The organism is Streptomyces sp. NPDC043738 (assembly GCF_056436545.1).
This window is the reverse complement of sequence record NZ_JBWKCJ010000021.1, coordinates 53,336-72,189: the sequence shown is the minus strand read 5'-3', so window position 1 is coordinate 72,189 and position 18,854 is coordinate 53,336. Positions and strand designations below refer to the sequence as shown.

Here is an 18,854-nt window from a genome sequence, read left to right as displayed (position 1 = left end):
GGTTTGTGGGCGACGAGAGCTCTTTCCTGGACCACAAAGGAGCAAAGAATTTCGCAGATGCTCGGCAGGAAGGAGCCGGGGACGGCGCGACGCCGCCCCTGGTCCACGAGGGGCGGCGTCGCTTCCCCGGAGGGGCGGGTGCCGGGGTACGGGGGCCGGGTCAGCCGCGGTGGCGGGCGGCCCGGCGGCGGGAGGTGGCGAACAGCACCCCGGCGCCCGCGGCCAGCACCGCCGCGCCGCCGATGGCTATCGGCGCGGTCGAGGCGTCACCACCGGTCTCGGCCAGCCGCTGCCCGGCGAGCGGCTTGGTGCCCCCGTCGGGCCGTGCGGCGTTGCCGTCCTGCGCGGCGTCGGTGTCACCGGCGAGCGCCGGCCGGTCGGCGCCGGTCCGGGGCGCCGCGTGGTCGTGGCCGCCGGCGCCGGCCCCCTTGTGACTGTGGTGGCGCAGGTCCGCCGACGCCTTCTCGGCGCCCGCCGCGATCTGGGTGTCCGTCGGCGCGGAGGCGGTCGGCGCGGGCGCGGCGGCGGAGCCACCGGAGCCGGCCTTGTCCTTTCCGAAGACCACGTCGGAGCAGGTGTAGAACGCCTCGGGGCTGTCCGACCGCTGCCAGATGCTGTAGATCAGATGGCGCCCGGACCGCGCCGGCACCTTTCCGTCGAAGACGTACTCCCCGTTGGTCAGCGTCGGGTCGGTCACCTTGGCGAAGGGCTTCGCCTCCAGGTCCGACCACTTCAGCGGCTTGGTCGGGTCGTAGCCGGCCTTGGTGATGTACAGCTCGAAGGAGCCCCTGTGCGGGGCGGTGGCCTTGTAGTGGAACGTGTGCTTGCCGGCCCGCATCTTGGAGGACGGCCAGTCGGCGCGCGGCAGGTCCAGGCCCTTGAACGCGGCGTCGCCGCCGCTGCAGAGCCTGCCGTCGGGGATCTTCTCCTTCGACTTGCCGCCGGCGTTGCCGTCCCGGACTCCGTTCCAGTCGTAGAACGCCTGCGCCCCGCCGGCCTGCACGGCGGCCTTGCACGCCGCGGACTGCGGGCTCTCCGGCCCCTCCGCGTAGCAGGCGAAGACCCGGCTGACCGGATCCGACATCGAACCGTGCGCGGCCGCCGGGCTCGCGGTCAGGACGGTGAGCGCGAGCGGGGCGACACCGACCAGCGCGATCCCGGTGGCCTTGCGACGAGCGGTCATCGTGGGGGTCTCCTTCATCAGTTGCGTCGAGAGGGGGCAAGGGGCGGCGATGTGGTGGGGGGTCGGGATGCATGCGCCCGCGCCGCCCCCCGGAGTACGGCGCCGGCGACCCGCAACGCCGCCTTGCGAGAAGCACGCTAGCCCCGCTGAACAGCGGATTTGAGGCCCGAAGGACGATCCTGAGGATCTTTATGGTCGGCTTAAGGCACCGCTAAGCGGGGGCACAGGCAGGCGGGGTGAAAACGGGCACTGTGACCAGGAGTTGGGCTGCTGGTCGTCCGTGATGGTCCGCGCCGGTCACCTGGTTTCGCCTCCCCGGGCTCCCAGCGGCTCCCTCGGCCTCCAGAACCCCGCCGCACATGTGTGGGGATCGTCGTCGGTCGTTCTGGGGCGTGCTTGGGTGGCCCGGGGACGGTTCACGGCACACGGAGTCCCAGGCCGGAGGACAGGGCCCGCCAGGTGCAGCGGACGGCAGGCGTTGCCTTCAACGCCTGCCGTCCTCCGATTCAGGGAAGCGCGCCTGATGAGGCTATTATCCGCCACTATCCGATCTGCGTTCCGCTTCCCTTAGTTCGTTAGCTCGGCGCATATAGCCCTCGAGCTTCTCGTCGAGGAAAATTCGATAATCCCTCAGACGCCTGGCCCTGTCCTGGCTGTACTCCTCATCGGCGGAAGTGTCACCGGAGGCGGTCTCATTGCGTGAACGCATGTGCCACAATTCCGCTTCTCGGGCCGCATCTCGCTCGGTCATGGTTGCTCTGATCCGTGCCTTCAAAGCGGCGGAGGGGTCTTCCCGAAATGCCGGGGCATCCGAGAATTCGTTGGCCTCGATCTCGCGTGCAATTCTCGTGCGAAAACCGGTCGAGCGCTCGAGTCTGTGCAGCATTTCCCAGTGGCTGGGATCGGAATTTCGCAGGATTTGAAGTGCGTCCTCGAATCGAACGAGATCCCGTTCCATGTCTGCGCGTCGGAGGTACGGCAGATCTCTGAGGCTCGGACCCTCCGTATTGCTTTGCAGGATCCTTTCGAGGAGATGGTCCACTTCCTCGTCGTCGATTCCTGGTTCAGCTACTTCCTTCTCCAGGCTTCTTGCCTGTGCGACCGTGGAGGGGCTGACCGCGGCTCCGAGTTCCTCTTTGGCTACTTGCAGGAACGGCGCCAGTTGGCTGATGAGCAGATCTTTCCCCGATCGCTCCCTCATCTCCGCGATGAGTTCCGGCCTGGCGCCGACGATCAGCCCGGCCTGGCGCTTGACCCAGTCTTCCTTGGCGTCGTTGGTGACCAGCAGTACATCAACCCCCCTGCGTTCGCTCTCCCGGATCAACTGCTCCCACAGGAAGAAGTCGCCATGCGCATTGTCCGACTTGCCGGCGTCCTTGTACCCGGGCGGAATCTTCTCCTGTGCACGGGACTTGAATTTCTGTAACAGCTGGCCCGATTCCTCCGAGGAAAACCCTTCCCCGGTTTTGCCGTCCAGGAGTTCGGCCAAGGAGTTCAAGATCAGATCATCGGCGACCATCTTCTCCACGCTGAGGTCGAAATCGCCCTGCAGTTTCGATATCTTGTCCGTGACGCGCTCGAATGCCTCCGAGATGGGTTCCACGAGTCTTGCCTTGTCCTCTGGTGACAGCGAACATCGCTTGGCGAAAGTGTGGACCTCCTGGAGCGCCTTCTCTCTTAACTCTCTGAGTGATTTGGGTACGCGACTGTATAGGTCGATGTGCTCTTTGACGGCATCAAAGCGTCGCCCGTAGTATTCGGTTACGACCTGATGCGGAACCCATAGTCGATCGCCTAGTGCTTGCAGTGCACGCAATAGCTCCTGGCGGGCATCGGGAGTGAAGCGATAGAGTTCGAGCAGGACATTGGTGTCCACCGCCACCAGGTATGTGCGAACCGCTGTTTTGTAATCGTCAGCGGGCCTTCTCCACTGTCCTTCAAATCCTGTGAGGAAGGAAGACATTGCGACTCCCGTGCCTTGGTTGAGCTGAGCAGCATATCGCCAACGGAGGCGGCGCCGGGGTGCTTTGGGATGATGCCCAAGGTCGTGGGCGGCTTTCTGCTGGTAACGGCTCAAGGGCAGCGAGAGTGCGTCCGGCGGTCGCTCTGTCACGAGCAGGTCACGGCACCGGCCGACCTGCTGCCTGAGGTGTGCGACCGGGACGCTCCGTCCGGGGCTCCTCGTGCTGCCCGGCATCATCGGGGCATGAGCACTCACGTCCCCACCGACGAGCCTGCGCTGACCGACGGCCGCCCCCGTGGCCGGACCGCCGAGCAGCCCTTCAACGCCTCCTCGTGCGCGGCGGATCCGCCTCTTCCGGTCACCGACGCCGCCTACTGGGAGGCGGCCGCGGAGACCTTCGACGACGAGCCCGACCACGGTCTGCGCGACCGCGCCGTCCGCGCCGCCTGGGCGGCCCGGCTGCGGTCCTGGCTGCCGGCCGGGCCCGTCGACCTGCTGGACCTGGGGTGCGGTACCGGAAGCCTGGCCCTGCTCGCCGCCGAGCAGGGCCATCGCGTCACGGGCGTCGACCGCTCGCCGCGCATGATCGAGCTGGCCCGCGCCAAGCTCGCGGGGCGGGACGCCGTCCTGATGACCGGTGACGCCGCCGAACCACCCGTGGGGGAGCGGAGGTTCGGTGTCATCCTGGTGCGCCATCTCCTGTGGGCGCTGCCCGATCCGGCGGCCGCGCTGCGCCGGTGGGCCGGTCTCCTGCGGCCCGGTGGGCGGTTGGTGCTGGTGGAGGGCCGCTGGGGCGAGGCCGACCCGATCGGCTTCACCGCCGCCGAACTGGAGGTGCTGGTAAGCCCCTTGGCGGCGCGCATCGAGTCGGCGGATCTCGCGGGCGACCCGGCGCTGTGGGGCAAGGAGGTCCATGACGAGCGGTACGCCCTGATGGTCGACCTCGCGCCTGAGGCGCGCGCGAGCGTGCCCGACGCCCCGTGAGTCGGCTGCCTCAGCCCCGCCCCACCTCCCGTACGTACCGCCACTCCTGGGCGAACGGCCGGTAGCCGAGGTGCCGGTTGATCGTGAGCATCGGGGTGTTGGCGGCGTCGTTGCCGGTGAACGCCTCGGTGCAGCCGTGGTCGCGGGCGCGGTGGAGGGAGGCGGCCTTGGCCAGGCGGGCCAGGCCCCGGCCGCGGAAGGCGCGGCGGGTGCCGGTCATGGCGGAGGCGTAGCGGCCCAGGCCGTCGGTCGCCGCCAGGCTGAAGGCGGCGAGCTCGCCGTCGACGGTCACCACCGAGGTGAGGGCCAGATCGACATGCGGGTGCTCCCAGGTGTGCCGCAGCCAGCCCTCGTAGGTCATGGCGTCGCTCGCGACCTCGCCCGGCTCGTCGGCGCCGGCCTCGGTGTCCGCCGCGTACAGGGGGCGCGGGTCGGCCTCCAGCTCCGCGCCGGTGAGCAGCCGGACACCGGCCGGGAGGGCGGACGGGAGCGGCCCCGGCCCGGCCGCCGCGAGATCGAGGCGGAGGTGGCGGGCCGGGCGGGTGCGGTGGTAGCCGTGGCGCCGGGCGAAGGCGTGCGCGCCGGGTTCGTCGACAGCCCAGACGAAGAGGCGGCCGGCGCCCACCGCCGCGAGGTGCTCCTCGGCCGCGGCCAGCAGGGCCCGCCCCGCGCCCCGGCCGCGGTGGCCGGGATGGACGTGCAGGGCCGCCGCGGCCGGGCCCCGGACCCGGCTGCCGGGCAGCAGCGCCGCGCGGACCGAGCCGACGATCCGGCCGTCCAGCTCGGCGACGAAGAGCCGCAGACGCTGCGCCGCCCGGGCGGTGGAGACCTCCCAGGCGACACCCTGCGGAGTGCTGAGCCGATGAGGTGCGCCGGCCCGTCGCAGGTCGGCGACGGACTTGGCGTCGGCGGGGCGGAAGTCGCGCACGGTGAGCGTCATGGAGGCGGACGGTACGCGCCGAAGCTCCGTTTTGCCGCCCCTTTTCCGGTGGACGAGGCGCGGTTTGCCTCCGCTTTTCCGCACTGCGGTGAGCGGGTGGCTCATTCCGGGCGGACCCGGCCGAACATAAGTGGCCCATGCAACTATCCGGGCGTACGGTGATCGTGCGGGCCGCCGTCGGGACGCGGCGGGCCGCACGATCACGTATGGAGGGAGCCGCCAACATGTGCGGAATCACCGGATGGATCTCCTACGACAGCGACCTGACCACCCAGCGGCCGACGCTGGAGGCGATGACCGCGACCATGGCCTGCCGCGGCCCGGACGCGGCCGGCGGCTGGCTCGCCGCCCACGCCGCGCTCGGCCACCGCCGGCTCGCCGTCATCGACATCGACGGCGGCGCGCAGCCCATGACCGCCGAGCACGACGGCCGCACCCTGGTCGTCACGACGTACAGCGGCGAGGTCTACAACTACCGTGAACTGCGCGCCGAGTTGGTGCGGCTGGGCCACTCCTTCCGCACGAACAGCGACACCGAAGTGGTGCTGCACGCCTACCTCCAGTGGGGCGAGGCGTGCGCCGAGCGCCTCAACGGCATGTACGCCTTCGCGCTCTGGGACCCCCGTACCGAGGAACTGCTGCTGATCCGCGACCGGATGGGCATCAAGCCGCTCTACTACCACCCCACCCCCGACGGCGTGCTCTTCGGCTCCGAGCCCAAGGCGATCCTCGCCCACCCCGCGGTGCGGCCCACCGTCGACGCCGAGGGCCTCGCCGAGCTGATCAGCTTCACCAAGACGCCGGGGCACGCCGTCTACCAGGGCATGTACGAGGTCCGCCCCGGCCATCTCGTCCGCGTCAACCGCGGTGGGCTGACCGTCCGGCGCTACTGGGCCCTGGAGGCCCGCGAGCACACCGACGACCTCGACACCACCGTCGCCCACATCCGCGAGCTGCTCGACGACATCGTCGCCCGCCAGCTGATCGCCGATGTGCCGCTGTGCACCCTGCTCTCCGGCGGCCTGGACTCCTCCGTCATCACCGCGCTCGCCGCCGGTGCGCTGGCCGCCAAGGGCAGCGGCCCGGTGCGCTCGTTCGCGGTGGACTTCGCCGGCTACACCGAGCACTTCCGGCCCGACGACCTGCGCGGCACGCCCGACGGGCCGTACGCCCACGCCCTGGCCGAGCACGTCCGCTCCGACCACCGCGACATCGTCCTGGACACCGCCGCCCTGATGGACCCCGGCCACCGCGCCGCGGTGCTCGCCGCCCGCGACCTGCCCAACGGCTTCGGCGACGGCGACACCTCCCTGTACCTGCTGTTCAAGGCCGTCCGCGAGCAGTCCACGGTCGCCCTGTCCGGCGAGTCCGCGGACGAGGTCTTCGGCGGCTACCGCTGGTTCCACGACCCCGCGGCCGTGCACGCCGACACCTTCCCCTGGATCGCGGCGGGCATCGCCAGTCGCTTCGCCGGCGGCGACTCGGTGCGCGAGGCGCTGCTGGACCCCGGCCTGCTCGACAAGATCGACCTGCCCGGATACCAGGCCCGCCGCTACCACGAGGCGCTCGCCGAAGTCCCCTACCTCGACTCCGACACCGGCCTCCAGCGCCGGATGCGCGAGGTCAGCCATCTGCACCTGACCCGCTTCGTGCAGATCCTGCTCGACCGCAAGGACCGGGCCAGCATGGCCGTCGGCCTGGAGGTCCGGGTCCCGTTCTGCGACCACCGCCTCGTCGAGTACGTCTTCAACACCCCCTGGTCGATGAAGACCTTCGACGGCAGGGAGAAGTCGCTGCTGCGCGCCGCCACCCGCGACGTGCTGCCCGACCTGGTCGCCGACCGCGTCAAGAGCCCGTACCCCAGCACCCAGGACCCGCGCTACACCGAGGCGCTGCGCGCCGAGCTCAAGCACCTGGCCGCCGACCGCGACGCCCCCGTCCGGCCGCTGCTGGACACCGGCGCCCTCGCCGAGGCCACCGCGGACGGCGCGACCTGCGACATCCGTCCCGCGGCCGAACTGGCCCTCGGCCTGGACGCCTGGCTGCGCACGACCGGTACCACCCTCCGGCTCTAGGGGGTGTCCGTCACGCCGTGGCCGGGCCCGCGACGCCACGGCGTGTCCACAAAGCGACAGGCCCCCGGAACCTCCCGGCACGCCCGGCGCTCCTGGCGCACAATGAATGAGACAAACACGCGCACCAACGGGTGCGAGCGGGCCACGCATCCGGGCACCCCGGGACGCGGCCCCGCACCCGTCCGCCCCACCACCAGTACCAGGAGCGCCCCGTGTCCCCGCAGGTCTCGACCCTCGTCATCACCATCGACCCGGCCTCCGCCGTCGCGCCGTTCGAGCAGGTACGCACCCAGATCGCGGACCGGGCCAGGGACGGCGCCCTGCCGGTCGGGTACAAGCTCCCCACCGTCCGCGGCCTCGCCGAGGACCTGGGCCTGGCCGCCAACACCGTCGCCAAGGCCTACCGCGCCCTGGAGACCGACGGTGTGATCGAGACCCGTGGCCGCAACGGCAGCTTCATCGCCGCGGCCGGCGAGGCCGCGGACCGGGAGGCCGCCGCGGCCGCCGAGAGCTACGCCCGCCGCGCCCGGCGGCTCGGCCTGGACCACCGGGCCGCCCTCACCGCCGTCGAGAACGCCCTGCGCGCCACGTACGGCGCCGGGGCCTGACCGCCCGCGCCGGACCCCGCCCCGCCCGTCGGCCCGGTACCCCGCCCACCCGTATCCGAACGGAGCCGTATGCCCGGCAAACAGGCCCTCGTCCGCCGCCCCGGCCCCCGCCTCGCCGACGGTCTGGTCACCCACATCGACCGGCGCCCGGTCGATCCCGCGCTCGCCCTGCGCCAGTGGGAGTCCTACGTGCGGACGCTGCGCGACCACGGCTGGCGGACCACCGAGGTGGCCCCCGCCGACGACTGCCCCGACGCGGTCTTCGTCGAGGACACCATGGTCATGTTCCGCAACGTCGCCCTGCTCGCCCGCCCCGGCGCCGACCAGCGCAGATCCGAGGTGCCGCAAGCCCGCGCGGCCGTCGAGGCGCTGGGCTGCTCGGTCAACGAGATCCGCTCGCCCGGCACCCTGGACGGCGGCGACGTCCTGAAGGTCGGCGACACCGTTTACGTCGGACGCGGCGGCCGCACCAACGCCGACGGCGTGCGCCAACTCCGCTCCGCCTTCGAGCCGTTGGGCGCCCGTGTGGTCGCCGTACCGGTGACCCGCGTACTGCACCTGAAATCCGCGGTGACCGCACTCCCGGACGGCACCGTGATCGGCTATCCGCCCCTGGTCGACGACCCCTCCGTCTTCCCCCGCTTCCTTCCCGTCCCCGAGGCGTCCGGCGCCCATGTCGTGCTGCTCGGCGGCGGCAGGCTGCTGATGGCGGCCGGCGCGCCCAAGAGCGAGGCGCTGCTCGCCGATCTCGGCTATCAGCCCGTCGTCGTGGACATCGGCGAGTTCGAGAAGCTGGAGGGCTGTGTCACCTGCCTGTCCGTACGGCTGCGCGAGCTGTATGAATGACGGTCCGTCAGGCCCGGGCGGTGCGTGCGCCTCTCCCGGCCGCACACCGCGCCCCGCCTATCGTGACGCCATGAGCAACCTCGACCTCAGACCCTCGCCCAGCCTGTGCGGCGGCACCGGCCGTACGGGCCCGGTGCGCGACGTCCAGCCCGGCAAGCAGGTGCCGCTCGGAGAGTCCACCGTGGTCCGCAGACTGCTGCCCAACCTCGGCCGGCGGATGGTCGGCGCCTGGTGCTTCGTCGATCACTACGGGCCGGACGACATCGTCGACCAGCCCGGAATGCAGGTACCGCCGCATCCGCACATGGGCCTGCAGACCGTCAGCTGGCTGCACGAGGGCGAGGTGCTGCACCGCGACAGCCTCGGCAGCCTGCAGACCGTACGCCCGCGCGAACTGGGCCTGATGACGTCCGGCCGGGCCATCGCCCACTCCGAGGAGTCCCCGCGCGGCCACGGCCCCCTGCTGCACGGCGCCCAGCTCTGGGTCGCCCTGCCCGACGCGCACCGCGACACCTCCCCGCACTTCGAGCACCACACCGACCTCCCGCTGATCACCGGAGGCGGCGGCCTGACCGCCACCGTGATCCTCGGCGAACTCGCCGGCGCCACCTCGCCCGGCACCACCTACTCCCCGCTGGTCGGGGCCGACCTCACGCTCACCGCCGGCACCGACACCCACCTGCCCCTCGACCCCGACTTCGAGTACGCGGCCCTGACCATCTCCGGCGAGACCGAGGTCGACGGCGTCCGGCTGACCCCCGGCGCCCTGCTCTACCTCGGCTGCGGCCGCGGCGAACTCCCGCTGCGCGCCCACTCCGACAGCGGCCTGCTGCTCCTGGGCGGGGAGCCGTTCGAGGAGGAGATCGTGATGTGGTGGAACTTCGTGGGACGTTCCCACCAGGACATCGCCCGGGCCCGCGACGACTGGGCCGCCGGCACCCGCTTCGGCGAGGTCCTGGGCTACGACGGCGACCGGCTGTCCGCCCCCGAGCTTCCGCCCGGCCCCCTCAAGCCGCGGGGGCGGACGCGCTGATCCGGCGCGGCGGGTGCTGCCGAGGCGGGCCCGTGCGGGAGCGGCGGCGCGCGCGCGGGGCGCCGGTGCGGCATGACGGTCACTCGCCCCACGGTCCTGGGAGAAGAAGGGCCGGAGAGAGCAACCCATCATGGATTTTGGGAAGTTGAACTCTCCACGAATCGCGGAAGACGATGCGTCGCTTCTCCCGGCATCCAGAGGTGCAGAAATTTGCCGATTCGGCTTGGCAACAACCGGCAATTTTTTGCCGGTTGACACCGGGCAGTACCGGCGCCAATACTCTCCGAGAAGATCATCGAGGCGATATCAAGATCGAATCCCACGTTATTAGTGGTTGGAGTTCCTTTGGATAGCGTCGGCATACCGGCGGCCCCTTCGACACCGCAGAGCGGGCCACGCGCCTTCGACGCATCGGCGGCCCTGCACGGCCGTCCCGGATTGGTGACGGCTTTTCTGCTCGTGCCGTGCGCACCCTACGGGGCGGTCGGTTTTGCGGACACCGAGAGCAGGGTTCTCACCCGCCTCAAGGCGACCCATCAAACGGAGGAATCCATTCGGGAAAACCCGCTGTGGGAGGCCTACCGGTCTTTCTACGCGGCGATGAACGTCAAACCGAGTGGTGTGTCGACCCCGCTGAAGCAGGCGCTGCGCATCATGCGCCGGGACGCCTACCGGCCGATCCATCCGGTCGTGGACGTCTGCATGGAGATCGAGTACTCGACGCTGTGCAGCTTCCAGGTCTATGACAGCGACCGGATCGGCCGCAGCGTCGCCTACGGGCCGGCCGACGGCCCGGGGGCGGAGGACGGGATGCGGCAGGTGCGCGCCGGGGAGCTGGTGCTGTCCGACGAGCACGGCATCATCCACTCGCCCACCTGCGGCAACGGTGCCGGGCGACTGGTGGGCGACGCTTCGGGCTCGGCCCTGATCCGCGTCCTGGGGATTCCCGGCATGGACGCGGACACCTTCACCGGAGCCGTCGACGAAGCGGCGCGGCGGCTCTCGGCCGCCGACGTCCTCGTACTGAGCGCGGATTCCCCGACCGGAAAGTGCGGTTGAGCGGGCTTCGCGAATGACACCCGCGAAGCCCGGCGGACGCACGGGTCCCCCCTCCTGCAATTCGGGCATGCAGTCCTGCCCGCGCACAAGCACTAACTCTCAACGAAGGAAGACTTGGTATGGGAACGGTCATTGTAGTCGGCGCGGGTGGTTCTGGTCTCAGCGCGGCCATTGAAGCAGCCGACAACGGTGCCGACGTCATTCTGGTGACCAAAACGCTGTACGAGAGCCAGAAATACAAGTGGGCCTCCACCGGGGGATGCACCTGGAAAACCCACGCCTTCAATGCCGCCGTCGCAGCCGGCGACAGCGTGGCGGCACATGTGCAGGACACCATCGTCGGCGGTTCGCACGCCAACAACCCCGAGCTGGTCGACACCTTATGCAGAGGCGCCCGCGACCTCGTCCACTGGCTCGAGGGGCTCGGCCTGGCCTTCGAGCGGGACACCGACGGGGAATTCGCCACCCGCCCGTTCGGCGGCTGCGGAACTCCGCGCGGCGTCTATCTCGAAGACCGTCTCGGCTACCACATCCAAAGTGTGCTCACCGCTCGCCTCGGCGAGCTGGTGGCCGATGGCCGCATTCGCATCGTCTCGGGTGTACGCGCCACGAAGGTCCTCCGCGATGCCGACGGTCATGCGAACGGTATCGAGGCCACGGCCGTGGACACCCTGGAACGCATGGTGATACCCGGCGCCGGGGTGATCCTCGCCGACGGCGGTGGCGCCTCGATGTACGCCCCTTCCGCCGCCTCCATGGACAAGTCCTGCGACGGCATCGCCCTGGGCCTCGCCGCCGGGGCCGGCGTCATCGACATGGAGTTCCTGCAGTTCCACCCCACGGGCCTCGCCTCCGGAGTCCTGACCTTCGACGGCAGCCTCGTCGAGGAGGCCCTCCGCTTCGACGGAGCCCTGCTGCTGAACCGCGACGGCGAGCGCTTCATGCTCGGCCACGACCCGCGCGGCGAGATGGCGACCCGCGACGTGGTGTCCCGCGGCATCTACCGGGAGATCATCGAGGGCCGGGCGTTCGACGACGGCGCCGTCCGGCTGGACATCTCCGCCTGCGCCCACCTGATCCCCACCACCTACCCCGCGCTCGACGAACGGCTCATCCAGGCCGGCTTCGACCCCCGCAGCGTCACCTCGCTCAAGATCCGCCCCACCGCGCACTTCCTCATGGGCGGCCTGCTCATCAACTCCCGCTCCGAGACCACCGTCCCCGGCCTGTACGCGGCCGGCGAGACCGCGGGCGGTATCCACGGAGCCAACCGGCTCGGCGGCAACGGCCTCTCCGAGTGCCTGGTCTTCGGCCGCATCGCCGGCCGCAACGCCGCCGCCGAGTGCCGGGACAAGCCCGCCGGCGGCGAGATCGAGGTCATCGGCTCGCTCAACCTGCCCTCGCACAAGGGCGGCGACACCCCCGAAACGGTGCTGCAGGACCTGCGCACGGCGATGTACTGGCACGCCGGCCCGGTGCGGACCCGCCGTGGTCTGACCACCATGCTCGGCCTGCTGGAGACCTTCGAACAGCGGGCCGGGCGGCTCGCGTTCACCACCGGCTCCCGCGCCGCCGGCCAGGTGCAGACCGCGACGGACCTGTCCAACCTGCTGCTGGCCTCCCGGCTGATCGTCGAGGGGGCGCTGATGCGCGAGGAGTCGCGCGGAGCCCACTACCGCGACGACTTCCCCCAGCAGTCCGAGGACTTCATCGGCTACAGCGCGGCCCTCAAGGAGGGCCAGCTGGTCTGGGCCCCGTACATGCACACGGCCTGACCGCTTACGCCTTCGTCCCCTGTTCCGCCCTTCATGTGCCGCCGCCGCGGCGGCACATGAGCATTCACCCCACCCGGAAAGCATCTGATGGCCGCGACCGGCAAGAACACACCACCCCTCGCCTATGTCCGCTTCGGAGAGAAACCGCTCAGGCGCATCCCTCAGCTGTTCATCGGTCTGGCCCTGTACGGGTTCAGCCTCTCCGTCATGGTCAGGGCCTCACTCGGGGTCAATCCCTGGAGCGTGCTGTACGAAGGCCTGGAGAACTACACACCGCTCAGCTTCGGCGCCATCAGCGCCGTGCTCGGTGTCCTTGTGCTGCTGACCTGGATACCGCTCAAGCAGAAGCCCACGTTCGGGACGATAGCCAACATCATCGTGCTGGCGTTCTCCTCCGACCTCGGTCTCTCCCTCATCCCGGAGGACCTCGGGCTTCCGGTGCGCATCACGCTGCTGATCGGCGGCATCGTCCTCAACGGCCTGTCGATCAGCATCTATGTGGGGGCGCGCTTCGGCCCCGGACCACGTGACGGCCTCATGACGGGGGCGTCGGCCAGCTCGGGCAAGTCCATCCGGCTCATCCGCACCCTCATCGAGATCACGGTCCTGATCATCGGATGGCTCCTGGGCGGCAGCGTGGGGGTCGGCACCGTGCTCTACGCGTTGTGCGTCGGCCCGGTCACCCAGTTCTGCCTCCCGTGGTTCGCCTACCGGGCCGTCGACGAACGCCGGCCCACCGCGGAGGCGGCCCCGGCCCTCGCGTAGTCGGCACGTCCTCCTCCACGGCGTCGCGGAGGCGGGGGCGGCCGGTGCCCTTGAGGCGTCAGCCGCCCCCGCCTCCATCGGCGCGGGTGAGGACGACGAACCGCAGATCCTGGTGGTAGGCGGGCACCAGTACGTGGGAGACGACGCTGATCTGCTCCCGGCCGAAACGGGGCAGCCGCAACTCGAAACGATGGCCGTCTCCATAGGCGACGACGCGCGGTTCCTCTTCCCACAGCCGCCGGCATTGCGGATTGCGCAGGAGTTCGTCGCGGAGTGCGCCGAGTTCCGCATTTCCGGGCATCGCCGCAAGCGCGAACCGCAGCTGTGCCAGATAGGTCGCGGCGTGCTCGTGCCAGTGGACGAACTGTTCCCGGGCTTCCAGGGAACCCAGCGCCCAGCGCAAGAGGTTTGCTCCCGGCTCGTGCACCCAGGGAAACCACTCTTTCATCGCCTGATTACACGCGACGAGGTCCCACACGCTGTCCGTGCAATAGGCGGGGCAGGGCATCTGCATATCGAGCAGGGCTTGCAGGGCGCCGGTCGGAAGGGCGCCCGTCTCATGCGTCGGCGGTCGGCCTCCCGCGGCGAAACGCCGCAGCGCCATCCGCTCGTCCGGTCCCAGTAGCAGTACTTCGCCCAGACGGTCCGCCGTGGCGGGCGACAGACGCCCCAGCCCGCCGCGCTCGACATCGCGGTACCACCGCACGCTCACGCCCAACTCGGCCGCGACCTCGGCCTGGGTCAGGGGTTTTCCCTTGCCGAGCTTGCGTCCCGCCTGCGCCCGCCAGGCGCGCAGCAGTCCCGGGAGTTCCAGTACGGCAGCGGGTTTCGGGGCAGCCGGCTCATTGTGGGTGAGAGCCGATAACCGATCAGTCATCTTCCGAATTGCCATGCATGCGATTCGCCCCCGTGCTCATGCCAACGAATGAGCTCCAGCGTACGCCATGGCCTTGAACGACCGAGCTGAGTCATTTCTCCCCGCCACGCCATAGCCGGACGGACGATGCGGATATCAAGACCCGGCCCCATCAGACATTTTACGTTGATTTAATGAAATGTATGCGCGGTCATGGCGGTCGCGCCTAGGGCGTGGCGGCGTCCACGGCGGCCGCGGTGTCGACCTTGCCGGCGCCCCAGTCGTTGCCGACCGCGTCGCCGGTGAAGTCGTCCAGGCGGGCGGAGTTGACGAGGAAGGCGGCGAGGTCGGACTGGGGCATGGCGGGGCTGGCCTGCAGCATGAGGGCGCAGACCCCGGTCAGATGCGGTGCGGCCATGCTGGTGCCGGACATGGACTGGTACTGGTTCGGGCCCGCGGCTCCGACCCGCGCCGAGGTGATGGCCTGACCGGGGGCGGCGAGCGTCGGTGCGGGGCGGCCGTCGCGGGTGGGCCCGCGACTGGAGAAGGTGGACAGGTTGCCGGGGCCGGCCCCCTTGGTGATGTAGGACGCGGCGGTGATGACCTTCTCGCTGGTACCGGGGACGGAGATGGTGATGTCGTCGCTCCGGTGCGGGCCGATGAACTGGGGGACGACGTCCCCGCGCTCCACCCAGGCGTCCCAGCGGCCGTCGCCGGCCACGGTCCTGCCGGTGAGCGTCAGGCTCCAGGTGCCCGGCACGATCGCCGTCTGGCTCCCCGGGCGCAGCTGTACATAGATCCGGTTGTCGTGGTTGGCGGGGTGGTCGACGACGGAGTCGACGAAGGCCCGGTTTCCGCCGGGCAGGGCCAGCTCGGTGCCGGTGACGGTGCCCGGCAGGATCTCGGTGCTCGCCGCGCCGACCGGGGACTTGATGCTCAGCGAGAGGCGGTCGGAGCCCGAGTACCACAGGTCTATCGTGTCCGGCGTGGTGTCGTTGGCCGGCACCGAGAACCGTACGACGTCGCTGCCGCCCTGCGTCACGCGTCCCGTCGCATGCACCCCGGCGTTCGCGGCGTTGCCCGCGGACTTCACCAGCGCCTGGCCCGCACCGCCGAGCAGGTTGTCGATGCCGACTTCCAGCAGGCTCGAACCGTCGTGCGGCCCCAGGTTGTCGCCCTGGCTGATGTTGATGACGGCCGGCCGCCCGAGGTCCTCGGCGACGTCGAAGACATAGCGCACGGCATCGAGGGTGCTGGCCGAGTCGCCCAGCGCCTCGGTCGTGACACGGTTGGCCACCACCACGAGCTCGGCCTCGGGGGCGACACCGATGAAGGTGAACTCCGGGCTGCCGTTGCCGGCTGACGAACCGTCGCCGGCGGCGATCCCCGCCACATGGGTGCCATGGCCGATGCGGTCGTCCATGTGCCGTACGCCGCCGGCCGGACCCGGCGCCGCGAGCGCGAGGTCGATGGCGGAACGCTGGTATTCGACTCCGTAGCCGAACGGTGCGGGTGAGGACTCCCCGGCGAGGGGAACGAGGCCCTGGTCCCAGATGCGCAGGATGCGGGTGTTCCCGGTCGGACCGCGGAAGCAGCCGTGGCGCCAGTCGATACCGCTGTCGATCACTCCCACGATCACCCCGGCGCCACGGAACGACGGCGGGCCCGCGTGCACCTTGTCGGCGTTGATCTCCGGTACGGACGCGTCCAGCTCGGGCAGCGTGGGGCGTGAGGCCTCGACGTAGTCGACGGCGTCCAGGTCGTCGAGCGCGGGGAGGGCGTCGACCCCGATCTCGCCGCTGACGACGTTCCCGGACCGGGTGAACACCGTCAGCCCGACGTCCGCGAGGCGCTCTCGCAGACCCTCCGGCTCGTCGCCGTGGCCCTCGGCGATGCGGGCGAGCACGCGCACCCGAGGCGTCCGCACTCCCTCGACGGTGAGCGCGAAACGGCCGGTGGACTCCAGATTGGCCAACTCCGCCTGACCCTCCTCGGCCTGCGTCATCAAGAACGTCAGCCGAGAGTCCAGGGTGAGGAATCTTCGCTCCGACATCGGAAACCTTCATCTCCTGCGAGAAATCGCTGCGAGGACGCCGGCCCGCACGGTGCGGGCCGGCGGTCACTTGTCCGGTGCCCCGGTGCCCTGCTCGGGGTGGAGCGGCTCGGCCAGCTCCACATACTCGACACAGTCGAGTTCCGTCAGGCGCCCGAGACCGGCAGGCGTGAGACTCGCGGTCAGCACGTTCCCTGCCGAGGTGTGGACCCGTGCGCCGGCCTCGGCGATATGTCGTCGCTGCTGGTCGTCGGGCTCGCGCTGCACCCGGATGAGCACCCTGACCGGAGCCGGGTCGACCGACTCGCCCGTCGCGTCGGCGGCGAACCACATCCGCCGCGCGGCGGAGCCGAGCTTCTCGGTGCGCATGTACTCCTCACCCTGCTCCGGTGAGTGACCCCGCCCATCCGGGTCCGCGCCTTCGCACCTCTTCTTCGTGCGTGGAGGGCTGTCTCAGATGGCTATATCAGTGGTATATGCCGTACTTCAACGGTAAGCAGTACCGGCCGCGCCCGCCACCCCGTCGACCCGCAGCGGCAGCGACTTCAGACCGTGGATGAAGTTCGAGACGAGCCGCCGCGGCGGAGCGGCGACCGCCAGGGCGGGCAGCAGACCGGCCGTCTCCTCGTACAGGACCCGCAGTTGCAGGCGGGCGAGGTGCGCGCCCAGGCAGACGTGCGGGCCGCCGCCGAAGGAGACATGGGGATTGGGGGTGCGGGCCAGGTCCAGCCGGTGCGGGCCGGTGTAGACCCGCTCGTCGTAGTTCGCCGACCCGTGGAAGACGACGACCTTGTCGCCGGCGCGGATCGGCCGGCCGGCCAGCTCGGTGTCCCGCGCCGCGGTCCGGCGGAACGTGAGCACCGGCGGGTGCCACCGCAGCAGCTCCTCCACGCATGTCGCCGCGTCCACCGCCCCGGTGCGCAGCGCACGGTAGGCGTCCGGTTGCCGGGCGAGTGCCAGCAGGCCGCCGGGGGCCGCGCTGCGTACCGTGTCGTTGCCCGCGATGGTCAGCAGGAAGAAGAACATCTCCAGTTCGGGCGTGGCCAGTTCGCGGTCCGAGGCCAGGACGGTCAGTACGTCGTCGCCCGGGTGCCGCCGCTTGTGCGCGGCCAGTTCCCGTGCGAAGGCGAACATGTCCTGCAGCATCGCCGGGGAGCGCGGATCGGCGGGCCGGCCGTCGGGACCGGACGCCGCGGGGCCCGCCTCGTCGGGGTCCTGGTAGCCGATGACGCGCCGGGTCCAGTCCAGGATCAGCCCGCGCTCACCGGGCGGCACACCGAGCAGATCGGCGAGGTTGAGCAGCGCGTAGTCGTCCGTGACGGAGGCGACCAGGTCGCAGACGCCGTCCCCCGCGCGCGCCGTGCCGACCGCCGCGGCCAGCAGCCGGCGGGCCCGGTCGCGTACCGCCGCCTCGAAGCGGTCGATCCGGCCGCGGGTGAAGGCCCGGCTGACCAGGCGGCGCAGCCGCCCGTGGTCCGGGGGATCCTGGTTGAGCATCATCCGGCGGATGAACGGCAGGTCGGCGGGGTCGGGGTCGCGGATCTGGGTGGCGCCCCGATGGGAGGAGAAGGTGCGCGCGTCCTTGAGGACCCGTACGACGTCCGCGTGCCGCGTCACCGCCCAGAAGCCGGGGCCGGCGGGCCAGCCCAGCACCTCGTGCTCCTCCTGCCAGGCCACCGGGTACCGGTCGCGCAGCAGCCGGTACGCGGCGTGCGGGAGGCCGTCCGCGTAGCCGCGGGGGTCGAAGACGTCCGGCACCGAGTCCGGCGCGTCCGGTGCGCAAGATATCGTCGGCGCGCCCTGAGGGGCGGCGGCGTCCGGATCCGCGGCCCCGGTCATCCCGCCGCCGTCCGCCCGCCGTTGCCGTCGCCGTCGGCCCGCAGGAAGTCCTCCACCGCCCGGATCAGCTCCAGCGGCGTCTCGTCCATGGCGTAGTGCCCGGCCGCCGGCAGCTCGACCAGCTCGGCGTCGGCGAACCACCGCAGCCAGGTCTGACGCATCAACTCGGCGCTCAGCGCGGGGTCCAGCGCCCCGGCCACCGCCAGCGCCGGCACCGCCGAGCCCTCGACCTCGTCGGCGAACCCCTCCCCGGCCCAGGAGTCCAGCCAGGTCCGGAACGCCTTCGCCTCGCTGCGTTCCAGCGACCGCCGCACCATCCGGTCCAGCCAGGCGGCCGGGCGCCGCCCGCCGGAGGTGAGGTCGATGATGGAGCGCCGGTTCTGCGGGGTGTGCGCCGCGGCGGAGAACAGCTCCCACTGCTCCGGCGGCATCGGGAATCCGGAGGCGGGGACCGGCGAGACGCCCACGATCCGGCGTACCCGGTGCGGTGCCGCGGCCAGCACCCGCTGGGCGACGCTGCCGCCCATCGAATGGCCGACGACCGAGAACCGGTCCCAGCCCAGCCGGTCGGCGAGCGCCAGCACATCGGCCGCGCCCTCCGCCGTGGTGTACGCGCCGTCCGCGCCCCGCGCCTCGCCGTAGCCGCGCAGATCGACCAGCGCGTACTGGAAGGCGTCCCGGTCGAGATCCGGCAGGACCGGGTCGAACGCGGACCGGTCGGCGAACCAGCCGTGCACGGCGAAGACCTTGTGCGAGCCCGAACCGTGCAGGGCATGGGGCAGTACGAAGGAAGCCACGCTCACTCCAGACGTGTGACGGAAACGCGTCGACGGCCCACCGCCACCACCGGGTGGCCACGGGCGATTCCGACCACA

16 protein-coding genes are annotated in these 18,854 nt (G+C 70.8%); 8 read left to right on the top strand and 8 right to left on the bottom strand.

Annotated features, from left to right (window positions below; translation table 11 throughout):
• Nucleotides 1-160: 160 nt before the first annotated feature.
• Nucleotides 161-1,183 carry a lytic polysaccharide monooxygenase auxiliary activity family 9 protein gene (locus AC0680_RS25435; RefSeq protein ID WP_478632795.1) on the bottom strand — a complete coding sequence of 341 codons (1,023 nt, stop codon included), beginning with the start codon at nucleotides 1,181-1,183 and terminating at the stop codon, nucleotides 161-163.
• Between the two features lie 532 nt (nucleotides 1,184-1,715).
• Entirely contained in the window at nucleotides 1,716-3,146 is a 1,431-nt protein-coding gene (locus tag AC0680_RS25430) for a PIN-like domain-containing protein (protein ID WP_478632792.1), read from the bottom strand.
• A gap of 243 nt (nucleotides 3,147-3,389) precedes the next feature.
• On the opposite strand from AC0680_RS25430, the gene AC0680_RS25425 reads away from it, so the two are divergent.
• The gene (locus tag AC0680_RS25425; protein ID WP_478632788.1) at nucleotides 3,390-4,130 is read left to right on the top strand and encodes a class I SAM-dependent methyltransferase; all 741 of its coding nucleotides are present in this window, start codon (nucleotides 3,390-3,392) and stop codon (nucleotides 4,128-4,130) included.
• Nucleotides 4,131-4,140: 10 nt separating this feature from the next.
• Here the strand turns inward: AC0680_RS25425 and AC0680_RS25420 are convergent, their stop codons facing one another.
• Nucleotides 4,141-5,070: a GNAT family N-acetyltransferase gene (locus AC0680_RS25420; protein WP_478632785.1), complete on the bottom strand. Its 930-nt coding sequence runs from the start codon at nucleotides 5,068-5,070 to the stop codon at nucleotides 4,141-4,143.
• A gap of 224 nt (nucleotides 5,071-5,294) precedes the next feature.
• On the opposite strand from AC0680_RS25420, the gene asnB reads away from it, so the two are divergent.
• The 7 genes from asnB to yczE all read left to right on the top strand — a co-directional run bounded on the left by asnB (nucleotide 5,295) and on the right by yczE (nucleotide 13,231).
• Complete coding sequence (gene asnB, locus AC0680_RS25415; RefSeq protein ID WP_478632782.1) at nucleotides 5,295-7,145, top strand: asparagine synthase (glutamine-hydrolyzing); 1,851 nt, start codon at nucleotides 5,295-5,297, stop codon at nucleotides 7,143-7,145.
• A gap of 212 nt (nucleotides 7,146-7,357) precedes the next feature.
• Nucleotides 7,358-7,753, top strand: coding sequence for a GntR family transcriptional regulator (locus AC0680_RS25410; RefSeq protein WP_478632780.1), 396 nt, complete (start codon nucleotides 7,358-7,360; stop codon nucleotides 7,751-7,753).
• Nucleotides 7,754-7,822: 69 nt separating this feature from the next.
• The gene (gene ddaH, locus AC0680_RS25405; protein ID WP_478632777.1) at nucleotides 7,823-8,599 is read left to right on the top strand and encodes a dimethylargininase; all 777 of its coding nucleotides are present in this window, start codon (nucleotides 7,823-7,825) and stop codon (nucleotides 8,597-8,599) included.
• A gap of 70 nt (nucleotides 8,600-8,669) precedes the next feature.
• Nucleotides 8,670-9,632, top strand: coding sequence for a pirin family protein (locus tag AC0680_RS25400; RefSeq protein ID WP_478632774.1), 963 nt, complete (start codon nucleotides 8,670-8,672; stop codon nucleotides 9,630-9,632).
• Between the two features lie 621 nt (nucleotides 9,633-10,253).
• A complete protein-coding gene (locus AC0680_RS25395; protein ID WP_478632771.1) occupies nucleotides 10,254-10,691 on the top strand; it encodes a hypothetical protein in 438 nt (145 codons plus the stop codon).
• Nucleotides 10,692-10,810: 119 nt separating this feature from the next.
• Nucleotides 10,811-12,466, top strand: coding sequence for an L-aspartate oxidase (locus tag AC0680_RS25390; protein ID WP_478632768.1), 1,656 nt, complete (start codon nucleotides 10,811-10,813; stop codon nucleotides 12,464-12,466).
• Between the two features lie 87 nt (nucleotides 12,467-12,553).
• Nucleotides 12,554-13,231, top strand: coding sequence for a membrane protein YczE (gene yczE, locus AC0680_RS25385; RefSeq protein ID WP_478632765.1), 678 nt, complete (start codon nucleotides 12,554-12,556; stop codon nucleotides 13,229-13,231).
• Nucleotides 13,232-13,289: 58 nt separating this feature from the next.
• Here yczE and AC0680_RS25380 read toward each other — a convergent pair whose 3' ends face one another.
• The 5 genes from AC0680_RS25380 to AC0680_RS25360 form a co-directional block, all read right to left on the bottom strand.
• Nucleotides 13,290-14,123, bottom strand: a complete 834-nt coding sequence (locus tag AC0680_RS25380) for a helix-turn-helix transcriptional regulator (protein WP_478632762.1) — start codon at nucleotides 14,121-14,123, stop codon at nucleotides 13,290-13,292.
• A 190-nt stretch (nucleotides 14,124-14,313) separates the two neighbouring features.
• Nucleotides 14,314-16,140: a S8 family peptidase gene (locus AC0680_RS25375; protein WP_478632760.1), complete on the bottom strand. Its 1,827-nt coding sequence runs from the start codon at nucleotides 16,138-16,140 to the stop codon at nucleotides 14,314-14,316.
• Nucleotides 16,141-16,206: 66 nt separating this feature from the next.
• Nucleotides 16,207-16,509 carry a hypothetical protein gene (locus tag AC0680_RS25370; RefSeq protein WP_478632757.1) on the bottom strand — a complete coding sequence of 101 codons (303 nt, stop codon included), beginning with the start codon at nucleotides 16,507-16,509 and terminating at the stop codon, nucleotides 16,207-16,209.
• Nucleotides 16,510-16,626: 117 nt separating this feature from the next.
• The gene (locus tag AC0680_RS25365) at nucleotides 16,627-17,979 is read right to left on the bottom strand and encodes a cytochrome P450 (protein WP_478632754.1); all 1,353 of its coding nucleotides are present in this window, start codon (nucleotides 17,977-17,979) and stop codon (nucleotides 16,627-16,629) included.
• The gene (locus AC0680_RS25360; protein ID WP_478632752.1) at nucleotides 17,976-18,776 is read right to left on the bottom strand and encodes an alpha/beta fold hydrolase; all 801 of its coding nucleotides are present in this window, start codon (nucleotides 18,774-18,776) and stop codon (nucleotides 17,976-17,978) included. Before AC0680_RS25360 ends, AC0680_RS25365 begins: the two co-directional genes overlap by 4 nt.
• Between the last annotated feature and the right edge of the window lie 78 nt (nucleotides 18,777-18,854).